The following is a 15,188-nucleotide window of genomic DNA, read 5'->3' as shown; positions in this document are numbered from 1 at the left end:
CATGAGGGTCCTCATCGCATCCGGGGTCCGGCACGCCCGTGACTACGTACCGATGCTGAAGTCCATGCCCGGGTTCGAGGTCATCGGCTGTGCCGACACCGCCGACAGCCCCTTCGCCGAGGACAGTGCGGCCCTCGCGCAGGCGACGGGCATCCCGCTGCTCGACCTGGACGAGGGCCTCGCCGCCTGCGACATCGCCCTCGTGTGCAGCGAGCCCACGCGCCATGTCGACCTCGCGGTGCGCGCGCTCGACGCCGGCTGCCACGTCATCGTCGACAAGCCCGCGGCGACCGACTCGCGCGACGCGCGGCGGCTGCGGGATGCCGCCGAGCGCTCACGCGGGCTGCTCACCGCCGTGCACCGCCTCTACTCCCCGCAGATCGTCCGGGCCCGGCGGATCGTGGACTCCGGTGCGATCGGCCTGCCCCTGGCCGTCGACGTGGAGTGGCTGGCGGCCGGCGGACTCGAAGGAGCCACCGTCGAGCGCCCCGAACTCGTCTGCGACCCCGCCCTGTCCGGCGGCGGTGAGCTGATGAACTTCGGGTGGTATCCCGCCTTGGCGATCCGCCACCTCACCGGCCTCGATGTGGAGGAGGTCGTCGCCTTCAGCAGCGCCGCGCCCCACGCGCCGCTCTTCGACGGCCCGCACGGCGCGTACGGCGTCGAGGACGCGGCGGTCCTCTCGCTGCGGCTGCGCAACGGGGTGGTGGCCACCGTCACCGTGGCCCGTACGCCCGCCGGTGTCGGCCCCGCCCCCGTCTCGTCCAGCCTGCGCGTGCTCGGCTCGCACGGTCATGTCCTCGCCGACGAGGACGCCCCGGCCTTCGCGGTGCGCGGGGCGGACGGCGTCAGCGTGCCCCGGCAGGTCGGCGGGCCCGCCGGGACGACGGCGCTGCGGCGGCTGTTCGAGGAGTTCCGGGACGACATCCGTTACGGGCGTACGCCGCTCGTGACGGCGGCCGACATCCACGCGGCGGTCGCGGTGGTCGAGGCCGCGCAGTCCTCCGCCCGCGAGGACGGCGCCCCGGTCGCCCCGGCGGCGGCCTGACGATTTCGTAGTGGGGGCGCCGCCGGGTCTCACAGCCCCGGCGCCCCCCACACCGGAAACCACCGCGCCAGGTCCTTTTCCACCCGCAGGTCGTCCCCGAGAGCGGCGCGGACCTGCAACTCCAGCTGGTTGTCCCGCTTCTCGCCACCACCCGGCAATGGGGCGAACGGGTAGAACGTTCCCCGTTTGAAAAGGTAGACCAGCGCCAGCGACCGCCCCTCCCCGTCCCGGAAGCCGATCAGCGAGCAGAGCAGCTGCGGGCCGAAGCCGCCGTCCTGGAGCAGGGTGTTGACCGCGTGCAGGTCATTGACCAGGGCGGCGAGGTCGTCGGGAGGCTGACGGGCGAGCAGCCAGGTGTAGCCGTACGTGTCCCGGCTGAACTCCACCGGGATGCCGCCGTGCACGGTGTCCGCGTCGAGCAGCTCTCGTACGTCCTGCTGGATACGGGCGAAACCGGCACCCTCCACGCCCGCGAAGCACACCGAGCCCAGGCCCGTCGGCACGAAGCCGGTCGCCGCCTGGAGGGTGAGGGCGGCTGACGGGACGGCGAAGAGCTGGTCGAGGTCGGGGCGGACCGGCTTGCTGCGGCCCAGGATGGTGTCGAGCAGACCCACGGGACGACTCCTTACGGGCGGGACAGGTCGGCGGAGATGCGGGCCAGCTGGTCCAGACGCTGCTCCAGCGTCGGGTGCGAGGAGAGCAGCCGGCTCAGGCTCTCCTTGGAGGAGAAGGCGGGGGCGAAGTAGAAGGCGTTGTACGGCTCCGCCTTCCGCAGGTCCTCCGTCGGGATGCGGGCCATCTGCCCGCTCACCTTCGTGAGGGCGGAGGCGAGGGCCGAGGGCTTTCCGGTGAGCAGCGCGGCCGTGCGGTCGGCGGAGAGTTCGCGGTAGCGCGACAGGAGCCGGGTCAGCAGGAAGCTCAGGGCGTAGACGACCGCGCTGATCAGCGGGATCAGCATGATCGCGATGCCCATGGGGTCGTTGCTGCGGCTGTTGCGGGAGAAGCCGCCCCACAGGGCCACGCGGGTGATGATGCCCGCGAGCACGCCGAGGAACGAGGCGATCGTCATGACGGCGACATCGCGGTGGGCGACGTGCGACATCTCGTGGGCGAGGACGCCCTCCAGCTCCTCCGGCTCCAGTCTTCGCAGCAGACCCGTCGTGGCGCAGACGAGGGCGGTCTTCTCGCTGCGGCCGGTCGCGAAGGCGTTCGGTACGTCGCTCTCGGCGATGGCGACCCGGGGCTTGGGCATGTCGGCGAGCGCACAGATCCGGTCGATCGCGCCGTGCAGCTCCGGTGCCTGTTCGTGCGTGACCTCGCGGGCGCCCATGCTGAAGGCCGCGATGCGGTCGCTGAACCAGAACTGGGCGACGAACATGCCCCCGGTGATGATCAGGATGATCGGCCAGGCTCCGCGCAGCACGGCCAGCAGGACGCCGACCAGGACCACGTACAGCAGGCCGATCAGGAACATGGTGGTGACCATGCGTGTGGTCAGACCGTGGTCGGGGGCGTACCGGCTACGGGTTTTGGTCATGGGTGACCTCCAGTCCTCGCCTGCCTCCCATAGTGCTCCTCGGCTGTCGAAAGCGGATAAGGGCGGGCAGTCGGGTGGGGTTCGGGGGATCTGGCCGAACATCACCTAGCCATTTAGATGCCTGAGGCATCTAGTGGTGGGTGATCGGTAGGACACCCCCTCTCCTCGTGAGGTCCGCCATGACAGAGACCGAGACCGTCTCCTTCCCGCAGAACCGCACCTGCCCCTATCACCCGCCGGCCGGCTATCCGAGCGCGAGCCGCGGTCAGCAGTCCGTGTCCCGCGTCCGGCTCTTCGACGGCCGTACGGTGTGGCTGGTGACCGGCCACGCCGAGGCGCGGGCGCTGCTGGTGGACCCGAGGCTGTCGTCCGACCGGGAGAATCCCGCCTTCCCGATCTTCGCCCCGCGGCTGGCGGCGACGGCCCAGCGGCGCGTCGAACTGCTCGGCGTCGACGATCCGGAGCACAACGTGCAGCGCCGGATGCTGATCCCGAGCTTCACGGTCAGGCGGGCGGCGGCGCTGCGGCCGAGCATCCAGGAGATCGTCGACCGGCTGCTCGACGCGGTGGCCGAGCAGGGGCCGCCGGCCGAGCTGGTCAACGCCTTCGCGCTGCCCGTGCCCTCCATGGTCATCTGCGCGCTGCTCGGCGTGCCCTACGCGGACCACGAGTTCTTCGAGGCGCAGTCCCGCAAGCTGCTGCGCGGCCCGGCGGGTTCCGACGTCGACGCGGCGCGGGAGGCGCTCAACGAGTACTTCCGCACCCTGATCGAGCGGAAGCGGCGCGACCCGGGCGAGGGACTGCTCGACGAGCTCATCGCCAAGCAGCTGGAGACCGGGGCGGTGGACCTGGAGGAGCTGGTGCGGCTGGCCCAGATCCTGCTCGTGGCCGGCCACGAGACGACCGCGAACATGATCTCGCTCGGCACCCTCACCCTGCTCCAGCACCCGGACCAGCTGGCCCTGATGCGTGACGGCTCGGGCGCCGGGATTCCGGCCGCCGTCGAGGAACTGCTCCGCTTCCTGTCCATCGCCGACGGGCTCTCACGGGTGGCCGTCGAGGACATCGAGGTGGGCGGGGCGACGTTCCGGGCGGGCGACGGTGTCCTGCTGTCCGCCGCGGTGATCAACCGGGACGAGTCCGTCTACCCGGCGCCGGACGAGCTGGACCTCGGCCGCGGTGCGCGCAACCACGTCGCGTTCGGGTTCGGCATCCATCAGTGCCTGGGCCAGAACCTCGCGCGGGCCGAACTGGAGATCGCGCTGCCCGCGCTCTTCAGCCGCCTGCCCGGCCTGCGGCTGGCGGTGCCCGTCGAGGAGATCCCGTTCAAACCGGGGGACACGGTGCAGGGGCTCCTCGAACTGCCCGTGACGTGGTGACCGGAACCCGAGCGGAAGGACGGACGGACATGCGGATCGATATCGACAGGGACGTGTGCATCGGGGCCGGGCAGTGCGCACTCGCCGCCCCGAAGGTGTTCACCCAGGACGACGACGGGCTCAGCGAACTCCTGGCGGAGGCCGAGCCCGGCCCCATGGTCGGCGAGGCCGCCCGCGCCTGCCCCGTACAGGCCATCACGATCACCTGATCCGGGGGCCGGACGCTGGGCATATCAGGGCCAGAGCAGCTCCCGCGTCCAGTCCGCACGGTCCGCACCCGCCCGGCGGTAGCGCAGCCGTACGTGCCGCCGCCGGGCGTCGCCCTGGAAGAACTCGACCTGGCGCGGCTCGACCACGTACCGCGTCCAGCTCGCCACCTCCGTCTCCGGCTCCTCCTGTGCCCGCTGCCACGCGGCGTCCGAGGCCCGGTCGAGCTCCCCCGTCGAGCCCAGCACCTCGCTCTGCCGCCCCACCAGCGCCGAGGCCAGGGCCCCGGTCGAGCGGGCGTGCAGATCGGCGCTGCTCTCGGCGGGGGAGCAGACGATGACGGGGCCCCGCACCCGCACCTGCCGCCCCTGCGAGGGCCAGTAGAAGCCGAGGGCGGCGTACGGGAGGGCGGCGAGCTCGCGGCCCTTCGCGCTGGTGGCGTGTGTGGCGAAGTGCCAGCCGCGCTCGTCGGCGTCGTGCAGCATCAGCGTGCGCACGTCGGGCAGGCCCTCCGTGTCGACGGTGGCCAGCGTCATCGTGTGTGGCTCGGGCTGCCCGGCGGCGACGGCCTCGGCGAACCAGGCGTGGAAGAGGGGGAGCGGGGCGGGGGGTGCCGCGGCCGGGTCGAAGACGGGGAGCTCGATGTCCCAGACACGCTGGGCGTGGAGGAGGTCGAGGAAGGGCTTCTGTGCGTCGCTCATGGACCCATTGCACAGGACGGACGCCGACGGAACGTAGCCCCCGCCCCCCTCACCCCCGTCCCAGCACCACCGTCCCCGACGAGCAGAACCAGCCGCCCGTCCCCGACGCCACCGCCAGTTCCGGCAGCCGGCCCCCCGCCTTGCGCACCTGCCGGGCCCCCGCCTCGCCGCGCAGCTGGCGTACCGCCTCCACCAGCAGGAACAGTCCGCGCATCCCGGGGTGGCAGGCCGACAGGCCGCCGCCGTCCGTGTTGACCGGGAGCTCGCCGGTGAGGCCCGTGCGGCCCTTCTCCACGAAGGAGCCGCCCTCGCCCTTCGCGCAGAAACCCAGGTCCTCCAGCGTCACCAGCGTCATATAGGTGAACGCGTCGTAGATCTCGGCCAGGTCGATGTCCGCCGGCCGCACCCCCGCCCGCTCGAAGGCGAGGCGGCCCGAGACGGCGGCGGGGGAGACCGTGAAGTCGTCCCACTCCGACATGGTGGAGTGCGATACGTGCTCGCCGGTGCCGAGGATCCAGACGGGCGCCTTCGCCGTGTCCGGTACGTACTCCTCCGCCGCCAGCAGCACCGCGCAGCCCCCGTCGCTGCGGATGCAGCAGTGCAGCTTGGTGAACGGGTCGGCGATCATCGGGCCCGACAGCACCTCGTCGACCGTGACCGGGGTGCGGAACATCGCGTCCGGGTTGGCCGCCGCGTTCGCCCGCGCCTGCACCGCCACCTCGGCGAGCTGCTCCAGGGTGGTGCCGTACTCGTGCATGTGACGGCGGGCGGCCATCGCGTACTTGGCGATCAGCGAGTGCCCGTACGGCACCTCGAACTGGAGCGGGCCCCGGGCCCCGAAGGAGAGGTTCGACGTGCGGCGGCCCGCCTTGATGTCCGCTCGGGCCGTCGACCCGTACACCAGCAGTACGGCGTTGGCGCGGCCCGCCGCGATGGCGTCGGCGGCATGGGCCGCCATCACCTCCCAGGTCGATCCGCCGACCGAGGTGGAGTCCACCCAGGTGGGTTTCAGGCCCAGGTACTCGGCGACCTCGACCGGGGCGAGCGTGCCGAGCCCGGCGGAGGCGAAGCCGTCGACGACGGACCGCTCCAGTCCCGAGTCGGCCAGCGCCCGGCGGGCGGCCTGGGCGTGCAGGGCGTACGGCGTGGCCGTGTCGACGCGTCCGCAGTCGGCGAGGGATATGCCGACGACAGCGACCTTGCGGCGGGAAGAGGGCGTGGCAGGCATGAATCTGACGGTACATCAGATCTGCGGGAGGTGAACCATGCGGCCGTGCGCGGATCCTGTGGTCCGCGTCGCCCTGCGCGACTCTGGGAATCTCGCTGCTTCACCCCTAGCATGACGGCCCGTCAGATCGGAGGCCGTCGGCCTCCGAGGAGAAGGAGCCCGCCGATGGATGCCGCCTTCACCGCGGAACAGGACGAGATCCGCCGCACCCTGCGCGAACTGCTGGCCGAACACGACCCCGGCCACACCGGGGGCACCCCGGCGACACCGGACGGGTACGACACCGCACTGTGGCACCGGCTCTCCCGGGACCTCGGACTGCCCGGACTCGCCCTCCCGAAGGAGTACGGAGGCGGAGGCCACGGGCCCGCCGAGCTCGCCGTCGCCCTGGAGGAGACCGGCCGCGCCCTGCTGCCGTCCCCGCTGCTCGCCACCGCCGTGCTCGCCGCCCCCCTGATCCTCGCCCTCGGCACCGGGGAGCAGCGCGCCGCCCTGCTGCCGGCCCTCGCAGCGGGCGAGCTCACCGCGGCCCTGGCCGTCCCCGGCGGCTCGCTCTCCACCGCGCTCGGCCTCACCGGCGATCTCACCGGCGGAGCCTGGGCGGGCGGCGGACGGGCGGGCGGTGTGCAGGCCCGGCCGGCCGGCGGCGACGGCGGGTGGCGGCTGTACGGGGAGGCCGCCCAGGTGCTCGACGGGCACAGCGCCGGACTGCTCCTGGTCGCCGCCCACGCGGGCGGCTTCCCGCGCAGCCGCACCCTGCTGTTCCTGGTCCGGGCCGACGGGCCGCAGCCGCCCGCAGGGCTCGTCCGCACCCGGCAGACCTCACTCGACGGGACCCGGCCGATCGCCCGGATCCAGCTGCGTGACACCGAGGCCGAACTCCTCGGCGCCGACGACACCGTGGACGTGACCGCCGCGCTCGCGGCCACCGGGCGCACGGCCGCGGTCGCACTCGCCGCCGAGGCGGCCGGGGCGGCGGCGAGCGCCCTGGAGCGGACGGTCGACTACGTCGGGGAGCGCGAGAAGTCCGGCCTGGCGGTCGGCTCCTTCCAGGCCGTGAAACTCCGGCTGGCGGATCTGTACGTACGCGTGCGGTCGGCCCGCTCCGCCGCGTACTACGCGGCCTGGGACCCGGAGTCCGGCGGGCTCGCCCTCGCCCAGGCGCTGGAGGCGCTGCGGATCACCACCGCCGAGGCGGTGCAGCTGCACGGGGGCATGGGCTACACCTGGGAGGACGAGGCGCAGCTGTTCTTCAAGCGGGCCGCGTCCGACGAGCTGCTCCTCGGCCCCGTCCACCGGCTCCGCGACCACGCGGCGCAGCGGGCCGGGCTGTTCGGCCAGGAGGCGCACGAAGGCCCAGCAGCGCACGGTGGCCCGGCCGGGCGTGGGCCGGCCGGACAGGTGGCGGTCTGATGGCGGTCGGGGTCCGGCTCGTCCAGAAGGTGTCCTCGACCCGCGTCTTCGCGCGGATCGCCCCGCATGTCGTGCCCGCCATGGACCGTACGGTGCACCGGCTGACCCGCGGCCGGGTGCTGCTCAGCGCGCAGATGCTGCCGGGGGTGGTGCTGACGGTGCCGGGGGCGCGCAGCGGGCAGCTGAGGACCACCCCGCTGGCCTGCATGCCGCAGCCGGGTGACGGGGGGCCGGGCAGCTGGATCCTGGTCGGCAGCAACTTCGGCCGTCCGGGTCATCCGGCCTGGACGGCGAATCTGCTGGCCCATCCGGAGGCTGCCGTCATCAACTGGAAGGGTCGCGACATTCCCGTACGGGCACGGCTGCTGGCAGGGGAGGAGCGGGCCCGGGTGTGGGAGAGCGCGCTGAAGTTCTGGCCGCCCTATGCCGCGTACCAGGCCCGGATCGACCGGGAGATCCGGCTGTTCCGGCTGGATCCGGCGGAGCTGCGCGACGGGCACGCATGACGAATCGCGCCTGACGAATCGTGCGTGACGAATCGTGCGTGACGAATCGCGCCTGACGTTTCGCGCCTGACGTTTCGCGCGTGACGCGGAGGGCCGGTTGTCTCCCGTCCGGGTACACCGACGGCGGACCACATGCGTGGTCCGCCGTCGGTGAGACAGGACCTGGGGCGCCCGGGATCACCGCGCGTCACCCAGTACGGGGTTCCGGCGTGGGCGCTACTTCGTCGGCTTCTTGCCGGTGATGCCCAGATGCACCAACAGCGCGAGGTTCGGCCTGAGTTCGGCCTGCTTGACGCCCCAGGTGGTGAAGCCCTTCTGGTGCGAGGCGACGGCGGCCAGCATCGCGACCAGGGAGCCCGCCATGGCCGCGGGACTGACGTCCTTGTCGACCTTGCCCTTGGCCTGGAGCTCCTTCACCGAATCCGTAAGGGAGTTGGTGACGGAATTCAGGATCTTCATGCGGATCTTGTAGAACCGCTTGTCGCCCTCGGCCGCGCCGAGGTCGACCACGCGCAGGATGGCGTCGTTGCGCCGCCAGAAGTCGAGGAATCCGTCGACGAGTTCTTCGGCTGTCTGCCATCCGGCTTTGCCGACCCAGGAGCGTCCGGCGACCAGTTCGGTCAGTCCGGCACCCTCCTTGGCCATTTCCTCGGCGATTTCGAGGACGGCGCCCTCGACGTCGGGGAAGTACTGGTAGAAGGTTGCGGGTGAAGTCCCCGCCTTCCGGGCGACGTCGATGACTTTGACGTCCCGGTACGGCGAGGAGCTGAGCATCTCGCTGAGGCAGTCGAGCAGCTTCTGCCGCGTCGCCTGTCCGCGTCGACCGGCCACGCGGCCGTCGACGGTGCGTACTTGTCCTGTCATGCCGTCAGCTTACCGACGGGTGATCGGAGCGCGATTCGGCCGACTGCAAATGGGGAGTGCGGCAGGCGCGGCGGGGGGAGTGGGGGGATTTCAGGGGATGCGCCCCACGGTCTCCCTTCCGGTTCCCCACAGCTTGATTAGTGTTATCAACAGCCTGTGGACAACTTCGGTGGATAACTTTCCGTGACAGCCGTGTCCATGGCTCGTGTATCGAGAATATGTTCGTATCAAAGGGGGCTGAAGCGCGGGCGTGCCCGTGCGCGGCTACGTTGGGTGTGACGAGCGTCACCAGAGATGAGTGTCCAGGGGTGAGCGTCTCCATGGATGAGCGTCATCGCGACGGAAGGATCCGGGCCCATGGCCGCATTCGCGCAGTCCGCGCCGTGCTGGGTGGATGTGCAGCTCCCCGACCTGGAAGCGGGCAAGCGCTTCTACGGTGAGCTCTTCGGGTGGACCTTCCGGGCGGGCGACGGGCCGTCCGCCGACGCGCTCAGCGACGGCGCTCTCGTCGCCGCCCTCGCCGCCAAGCAGGACGGCCGGATGCCGACCGCCTGGGGTGTCTACTTCGCCACCGACGACATCACCGCCTCCGCCGCCCGGATCCGCGAGTCCGGCGGTCAGGTGATCACCGACCCCGTCCGGGCCGGCCGGGCCGGGGTGCTCGCCCAGGCCGCCGACCCCGGCGGTGCGGTGTTCGGCCTCTGGCAGGCCGGTGAGCGCAAGGGCTTCCAGAAGCAGAACGAGCCCGGCTCCTTCTGCTGGACCGAGGTCTACACCCGGCAGAAGGACAAGGTCGACGCCTTCTACGAGGAGGTCTTCGGCTTCCGCTCCGCGGACCTCGACGAGCCGGGCACCGGCGATCCGGGGACCGCGGAGTCCGGCGTCGACTTCCGCATGTGGTCCCCGGCCGGCACCGAACCGGGCCCCGACACCGCGGTCGGCGGGCGCAGTGTCATCACGGACGCGTTCCCTGCCGTGATGCCCAGCTACTTCCTCACCTACTTCGCCGTGGCGGACTGCGACGCCTCGGCCGAGACCGTCAAGCGGCTCGGCGGCCGGGTCTCCGAGCCGCCCTTCGACATCCCCTACGGGCGGATGTCGGTCCTCCAGGACGACCAGGGCGCCGTGTTCGCCGTACTTCAGCCGCCGGTGTCCTGATACGACCCGGAGTGGCACAGGACACCCCGATCCGCCCCCGGGTTCGCCACCCGGGCCTCGGCCAGGAAGAATCGGGGTGCGCACCGCCGGGTGGTGCCCAGTGATGAGACGCTGCACACGGCGGGTTTTTCGCGGACCACTCCTCACGGAGGTCCGTACGGGGAGGTGGCAGGCAAGTGGTGGAGCAGCTGACGCAGCACGACCCGAGGCGGATCGGCCCGTTCGAGGTGCTGGGACGGCTCGGGGCCGGCGGCATGGGGCTGGTCTATCTCGCCCGGTCGGCGTCCGGCCGGCGGGTGGCGATCAAGACGGTCCGTACGGAACTGGCCGAGGACCAGCTGTTCCGGGTCCGTTTCACGCGCGAGGTGGAGGCCGCCCGCGCCGTCAGCGGTTTCTACACGGCCGCCGTGGTCGACGCCGATCCCCGGGCTGCCGTGCCCTGGCTCGCCACCGCCTACGTGCCCGCTCCTTCTCTCGAAGAGATAGTGAATGAGTGCGGGCCGATGCCGACGCAGGCCGTGCGCTGGCTGGCGGCGGGCATCGCGGAGGCCCTGCAGTCCATCCACGGGGCGAAGCTCGTCCACCGCGACATGAAGCCGTCCAACGTGCTCGTCGTCGAGGACGGCCCCCGGGTGATCGACTTCGGGATCGCGTCCGGTGTCTCCAACACCCGGCTCACCATGACGAACGTCGCCGTGGGCACGCCCGCCTACATGTCGCCCGAGCAGGCACGGGACTCGCGCAGTGTCACCGGCGCGAGCGACATCTTCTCGCTCGGCTCGACCCTCGTCTTCGCCGCGACCGGGCATGCCCCGTTCCACGGGGCCAACCCGGTCGAGACGGTCTTCATGCTGCTGCGCGAGGGCCCGGACGTGAGCGGGCTGCCCGACGATCTGCGGTCGCTGATCGAGTCCTGCATGCAGATGGACGCCTCGATGCGGCCCACCCCCGCCGAACTGCAGGCCCAGCTCTCCCCGCACCTCTTCGCCTCCGGCAGCGACGACAGCGGTACGGCGTCGGCCTGGCTGCCGGCCTCCGCGACCGCGATGATCGAGCAGCGCCGCGGCGGCGGACGCGCGGTCGCCGTGGCGCCGCCCGCTCCGCCCGCGCCCGTGGCGCCGCCCCCGCAGTCGCCGGCCGCCGACTGGGACAACGCCTGGCGCGGCGGCGCCGAAGGGCGCCCGACGGCCGCCCGGCCCGCGCAGGCATCCGAGGCGGGCGGTCCGGTGCGGCTGTCCGGTGTGCACGTGCCGATCGGTCCGGGCCCGCGCGCCCAGGACGTACGCGCCTCGGCTGCCGGCGCCGAGGCCGGTCCGGCGACCGGCTGGGTGCGCCCGCCCGTCGGGGTGAACGGTGCGGTCACCGCCCCGACCGCCCCCGTGCCCGCCCCGGCGCACGCGCCCGACAGCGCGCCCGCAGGCCCGGGACGCTGGCGGCCCTGGCGGTTCCGGATGTCGAACGACGTGTGGGGGACCCCCGTCGTCGTCGGTGACCTGCTGTACGTCACCTCCTTCGAGGTGCACGCGCTGGACACCGGCAACGGGCGGCGCCAGTTCAAGACCCGTGACGTGGCCTGGGCGATGGCGGTGGACGGCGGCAGCATCCTCGCCTCCGACGGGCCGTCGCTCTACGCCCTGGACGCGACGAGCGGCAGCGAGCGGTGGCGGCTGCAGACCGACGCGTGGGTGTACTCCCTGAAGGCCGAGCGCGGCACGGTCGTCACCGGTACGCGGGGCGGCGGCGTCCAGGCGTGGGAGGCGTCCACGGGCGAGAGGCTCTGGGAGATCACCGGCGCGCAGACGGACTTCGAGACGTCGGAGGCCGGGCCGGCCCTCCACGACGGCACGGTCTACCTCTGGCAGGACGCCCGGCTGCGGGCCGTCGACGCCCGTACCGGCACCGAACGCTGGTCCTACCCGGTCGGCGACGCGGCCTCCTGCGGCGGGGTGCCGGTCCGGGTGACCCCGGCGCCGGACGGCTATGTGTACGTCTCCGCCGGCACCCGGGTCCTCGCGGTGGACATCGTCTCCGGCCATGTGCGCTGGCACTTCGAGTCCCCGGCGGTCTTCCTCTCGCCGCCCGCCTTCGCCCCCGGCCCGGCCGTCACCGGTGGCGGGGTGTACCTCGCGGACTACCTCGGCACGGTGTACGCGCTGGACGCCTCGACCGGCAAGGACCGCTGGCGCATCGCCACGGAGTCCCGCCAGTCGATCGAACCGGTGCTGGTGGTGGCGGGCAACGTGCACGTCGGCAGCGGCAGCGCGCTGTACACGCTGGACGCGGTCACGGGCACCCCGAAGTGGCGCTTCGCCGCGGGTGGCGAGGTCGTGGGCGCACCGGTCGTCGCCGACGGCCGCGTCCACTTCGGCTCGGCCGACCACGTCCTGTACACGCTGGACGCGGTGGGCGGCCAGCTCCGCTGGAAGCTCGCCACGGGCGGCGAGATCACGGGTTCGCCGGTGGCGCAGGGCGGGGTGGTCTACGCGTGCAGCAAGGACCGCTGCGTGTACGCGCTGGACGCGCTGAAGGGCACGGGCACGGGCAACAGGGCCCGCGCGTAGGCTTTCCCGGCCGGGGTTCCGCGGGCGGTTCGGGCTTGGCCGACCACCCCAGCCCGTCCGGCGTTTGAGGACGGAACCGGTGATGGGGTGGCCGGTACAGATGGGGCCGGGTGCGCCCGGGTTGCCGCTTTGTCCTCAATCGCCGGACGGGCTTGGGTGGGTTGCCGCTTTGTCCTCAATCGCCGGACGGGCTTGGGTGGGTTGCCGCTTTGTCCTCAATCGCCGGACGGGCTTGGGTGGGTTGCCGCTTTGTCCTCAATCGCCGGACGGGCTTGAAGGGGTCGCCGTTTGAGGACGCAACCGGTGATGGGGTCAATCTCCGGACGGGCCCGGTCTGCCCGGCCGGTCCGGTGGGTCCTGGACCGGGTACGTCGCGGTCGGCTCCGTGTCGCGCGACGACGCCGACGACCCGGGCGACGGCCCCACGTACGGGTCCGCCTCCGGCTCCGGCCACGGACTCGTCTGCACCGAAGGCCCCGGCTCCCGCGTAGGCGGCCACGTGTCCGGATCCGCCGACCCCGGCGCCGCGTACGGCTGCGCGACCCGGGGGCGCCGGTCACGCCGCCCCCGCCCCGACATCAGCGCCGCGCCCAGCAGAAGCAGCACGCCACCGCCTGCCGCGCCCGCCACCCCCTGTTGCAGCCCGGAACCGTCTCCCGCGACCGTCAGGCTTCCCTCCGCCTGCCCCTGGCGCACCATCCACAACACCGTGAACCCGAGCACCAGCACGCCCGCGAGCGCGACCAGCGGCCGGAAACGGAGCACCACGCCCACGACCGCCAGGACCGCGGCGAACAGGAAGGGCAGCAGGATCGATCCGAGAACGCCGGGGTGGGCCGCGGTGACGCCGGTGAACAGGTCGTCGACCCCGTAGTACCGCCCGAGGCGGCCGTCGTACCAGTCACGGAAGGGGCTCAGCACGGCGGCCGCCGCTCCAAGGAGAGCGACGATCGAGCCGAGGACGTTACGGATCATGTCCGGTACCTCCCGCGGGGCGTGCGAGGCACGCGCCACCGGCCGGCAACGCGGATCCTCACCGCTCTCGACTCGACGCTACGCCGGGGCCATGACCCTCGCCACCAGACAGATGATGACGAGACCGTGACAGGGTCATGACCGTACTGCCGGGCCGGGCCCGCCATGCTGTGCGCTACGGTGTCGCGCGGCCGTCCGACAGCCCGGCCGGCCCGCAGCACGTAAGAGGGACAACACAAGGGGGACGTACCGATGGTGCGGCAACACGTGAAGCTGACAGTGGTCCTGGTGGCAGTGGTACTCGCGCTCACCGGATTCAGCAGCGGCAGCAAGGGCGGTGGCAAGAGCCGGAGCGGAAAGAGCAAGTCGAGCAGCAGCAGCAGCGGCGGCGGGTGCTCCAACTCCAAGAAGAGCAACGGCACGTACCACGACACCGACTCCGACTACGACGATGACGACTACAGCTCGTCGAGCAGCTCCTCCGGCTCCACGTACGGCACCCCGACCCCCACCGCCACCGCGACGGACGCCCCGCAGGCGTACGTCGTCCGCTGCGTGACACCCCGCAAGGGCAAGCGCAGGGCCGTCACCAGCTCCACCGTGCGGCTCACCGCGAACGCGCTCGGCAGCCACACGTACGAGGTCGACGTGACGTTCCTCGACGCGGTCGGCAACACCGTCGACACGGGTGAGGCGACCGTGGACGCGGACAGCGGCGAGACGAAGACCGTCTCCGTCCGGATGGACAGCCCGAGCAAGGTCTCCCGCGTGAAGAAGTGCACGGTCACCGCCGAGCTCAGCTACTGACGGTCGACACCGCCCTCACCGAAGTCGGAACGTTCCGCCGCCTCCCCGGCCCCGCCCCCTGAACAGCTCCGCCTGCTGCTCCGGCGCCAGGTTCCCGAGCGCGATCAGGTGCGGGGCATGGGCGAAGGCCTGCGTCCGGGCCGACTCCTTCGCGGACCAGAGCGCCCGTACCGTCCCCTGGACCCCACCCGTCGGGTACGAGGCGATGACCGCCGCCGCCCGCAGCGCCGCGGCCACCGCGCCGCCGGGCGGGGTCACCTCGCTGACCAGCCCGGTCTCGTACGCACGACGGGCCGTGACCCGTTCCGCCGTGCCCATCAGGGACATCCGGGCCACCTCGCCGAACGGCATCCGCTGCGCCATGGCGATCGCCTCGTACGCGCTGACCATGCCGTACGTGGTGTGCGGGTCGAAGAAGGTCGCCTCCTCGGAAGCGATGACGAACTCCGCCTCGCCCAGCAGATAGAACGCCCCGCCGCAGGCCATCCCCTCCACGGCCGCGATCACCGGCTTCCACAGGTCGTTGGCCTTCGGCCCGATCGCGAGCAGCGGATCGTCGATCGTGTACGGGGACGAGGGCTGCGGGACGTCCACACCCCGGTCGATACCCGTGCAGAACGCCCGGCCTCCCGCCCCCGTGATCACGACGGCCCGCACTTCGTCGTCGTACCGGAACGCCCGCCAGGCCGCCGTCAGTTCAGCGGCCGTCGCCAGGTCGATCGCGTTGTGCTTCTCCGGCCGGTCCAGGGTGAGCAGCGCCACCCCGGTCTCCTTGTCCGTCTCCGTGCGCAGCGCCATGTCCGC

The 15,188-nt window shown here is 72.2% G+C and carries 15 protein-coding genes; 8 read left to right on the top strand and 7 right to left on the bottom strand.

The window, feature by feature from the left end:
• Position 1 precedes the first annotated feature (1 nt).
• Positions 2 to 1,048: a Gfo/Idh/MocA family protein gene (locus OG912_RS13240; RefSeq protein ID WP_327709500.1), complete on the top strand. Its 1,047-nt coding sequence runs from the start codon at positions 2 to 4 to the stop codon at positions 1,046 to 1,048.
• Between the two features lie 29 nt (positions 1,049 to 1,077).
• On the opposite strand, the gene pspAB is transcribed toward OG912_RS13240, so the two are convergent.
• Together pspAB and htpX are read right to left on the bottom strand one after the other, a co-directional pair.
• A complete protein-coding gene (gene pspAB, locus OG912_RS13235) occupies positions 1,078 to 1,662 on the bottom strand; it encodes a PspA-associated protein PspAB (protein WP_327709499.1) in 585 nt (194 codons plus the stop codon).
• A gap of 11 nt (positions 1,663 to 1,673) precedes the next feature.
• Positions 1,674 to 2,585: a zinc metalloprotease HtpX gene (htpX, locus tag OG912_RS13230; protein WP_327709498.1), complete on the bottom strand. Its 912-nt coding sequence runs from the start codon at positions 2,583 to 2,585 to the stop codon at positions 1,674 to 1,676.
• A gap of 179 nt (positions 2,586 to 2,764) precedes the next feature.
• On the opposite strand from htpX, the gene OG912_RS13225 reads away from it, so the two are divergent.
• Entirely contained in the window at positions 2,765 to 3,964 is a 1,200-nt protein-coding gene (locus OG912_RS13225) for a cytochrome P450 (protein WP_327709497.1), read from the top strand.
• A 29-nt stretch (positions 3,965 to 3,993) separates the two neighbouring features.
• On the top strand, positions 3,994 to 4,173 hold the full coding sequence (locus OG912_RS13220) for a ferredoxin (RefSeq protein WP_326737991.1): 180 nt from the start codon (positions 3,994 to 3,996) through the stop codon (positions 4,171 to 4,173).
• Positions 4,174 to 4,197: 24 nt separating this feature from the next.
• Here OG912_RS13220 and OG912_RS13215 read toward each other — a convergent pair whose 3' ends face one another.
• Positions 4,198 to 4,872 carry a pyridoxine/pyridoxamine 5'-phosphate oxidase gene (locus OG912_RS13215; RefSeq protein ID WP_327709496.1) on the bottom strand — a complete coding sequence of 225 codons (675 nt, stop codon included), beginning with the start codon at positions 4,870 to 4,872 and terminating at the stop codon, positions 4,198 to 4,200.
• 49 nt (positions 4,873 to 4,921) lie between these two features.
• The gene (locus OG912_RS13210) at positions 4,922 to 6,100 is read right to left on the bottom strand and encodes a thiolase C-terminal domain-containing protein (protein ID WP_327709495.1); all 1,179 of its coding nucleotides are present in this window, start codon (positions 6,098 to 6,100) and stop codon (positions 4,922 to 4,924) included.
• A gap of 165 nt (positions 6,101 to 6,265) precedes the next feature.
• On the opposite strand from OG912_RS13210, the gene OG912_RS13205 reads away from it, so the two are divergent.
• Positions 6,266 to 7,513 (top strand): acyl-CoA dehydrogenase family protein, encoded by a 1,248-nt coding sequence (locus tag OG912_RS13205; RefSeq protein WP_327709494.1) that lies wholly within the window; start codon positions 6,266 to 6,268, stop codon positions 7,511 to 7,513.
• Positions 7,513 to 8,019 (top strand): nitroreductase/quinone reductase family protein, encoded by a 507-nt coding sequence (locus OG912_RS13200; protein WP_327709493.1) that lies wholly within the window; start codon positions 7,513 to 7,515, stop codon positions 8,017 to 8,019. Before OG912_RS13205 ends, OG912_RS13200 begins: the two co-directional genes overlap by 1 nt.
• A 216-nt stretch (positions 8,020 to 8,235) precedes the next feature.
• On the opposite strand, the gene OG912_RS13195 is transcribed toward OG912_RS13200, so the two are convergent.
• Complete coding sequence (locus OG912_RS13195; protein ID WP_327709492.1) at positions 8,236 to 8,883, bottom strand: TetR family transcriptional regulator; 648 nt, start codon at positions 8,881 to 8,883, stop codon at positions 8,236 to 8,238.
• 357 nt (positions 8,884 to 9,240) lie between these two features.
• Here OG912_RS13195 and OG912_RS13190 point away from each other — a divergent pair, with 357 nt between their 5' ends.
• Both OG912_RS13190 and OG912_RS13185 read left to right on the top strand, forming a co-directional pair.
• Positions 9,241 to 10,041 (top strand): VOC family protein, encoded by an 801-nt coding sequence (locus OG912_RS13190; RefSeq protein WP_327709491.1) that lies wholly within the window; start codon positions 9,241 to 9,243, stop codon positions 10,039 to 10,041.
• A gap of 179 nt (positions 10,042 to 10,220) precedes the next feature.
• The gene (locus OG912_RS13185) at positions 10,221 to 12,602 is read left to right on the top strand and encodes an outer membrane protein assembly factor BamB family protein (protein WP_327709490.1); all 2,382 of its coding nucleotides are present in this window, start codon (positions 10,221 to 10,223) and stop codon (positions 12,600 to 12,602) included.
• Between the two features lie 312 nt (positions 12,603 to 12,914).
• Here OG912_RS13185 and OG912_RS13180 read toward each other — a convergent pair whose 3' ends face one another.
• Entirely contained in the window at positions 12,915 to 13,577 is a 663-nt protein-coding gene (locus OG912_RS13180; RefSeq protein ID WP_327709489.1) for a hypothetical protein, read from the bottom strand.
• Positions 13,578 to 13,829: 252 nt separating this feature from the next.
• On the opposite strand from OG912_RS13180, the gene OG912_RS13175 reads away from it, so the two are divergent.
• Positions 13,830 to 14,384 (top strand): hypothetical protein, encoded by a 555-nt coding sequence (locus tag OG912_RS13175; RefSeq protein WP_327709488.1) that lies wholly within the window; start codon positions 13,830 to 13,832, stop codon positions 14,382 to 14,384.
• A 15-nt stretch (positions 14,385 to 14,399) separates the two neighbouring features.
• Here the strand turns inward: OG912_RS13175 and OG912_RS13170 are convergent, their stop codons facing one another.
• On the bottom strand, positions 14,400 to 15,182 hold the full coding sequence (locus tag OG912_RS13170) for an enoyl-CoA hydratase/isomerase family protein (protein WP_327709487.1): 783 nt from the start codon (positions 15,180 to 15,182) through the stop codon (positions 14,400 to 14,402).
• Positions 15,183 to 15,188 lie beyond the last annotated feature (6 nt).

It is taken from the genome of Streptomyces sp. NBC_00464, from assembly GCF_036013915.1.
In the GTDB taxonomy this organism is placed as follows: Bacteria; Actinomycetota; Actinomycetes; order Streptomycetales; family Streptomycetaceae; genus Streptomyces.
The sequence above is the reverse complement of the archived record's forward strand: the minus strand, read 5'-3'. Positions and strand labels throughout refer to the sequence as shown.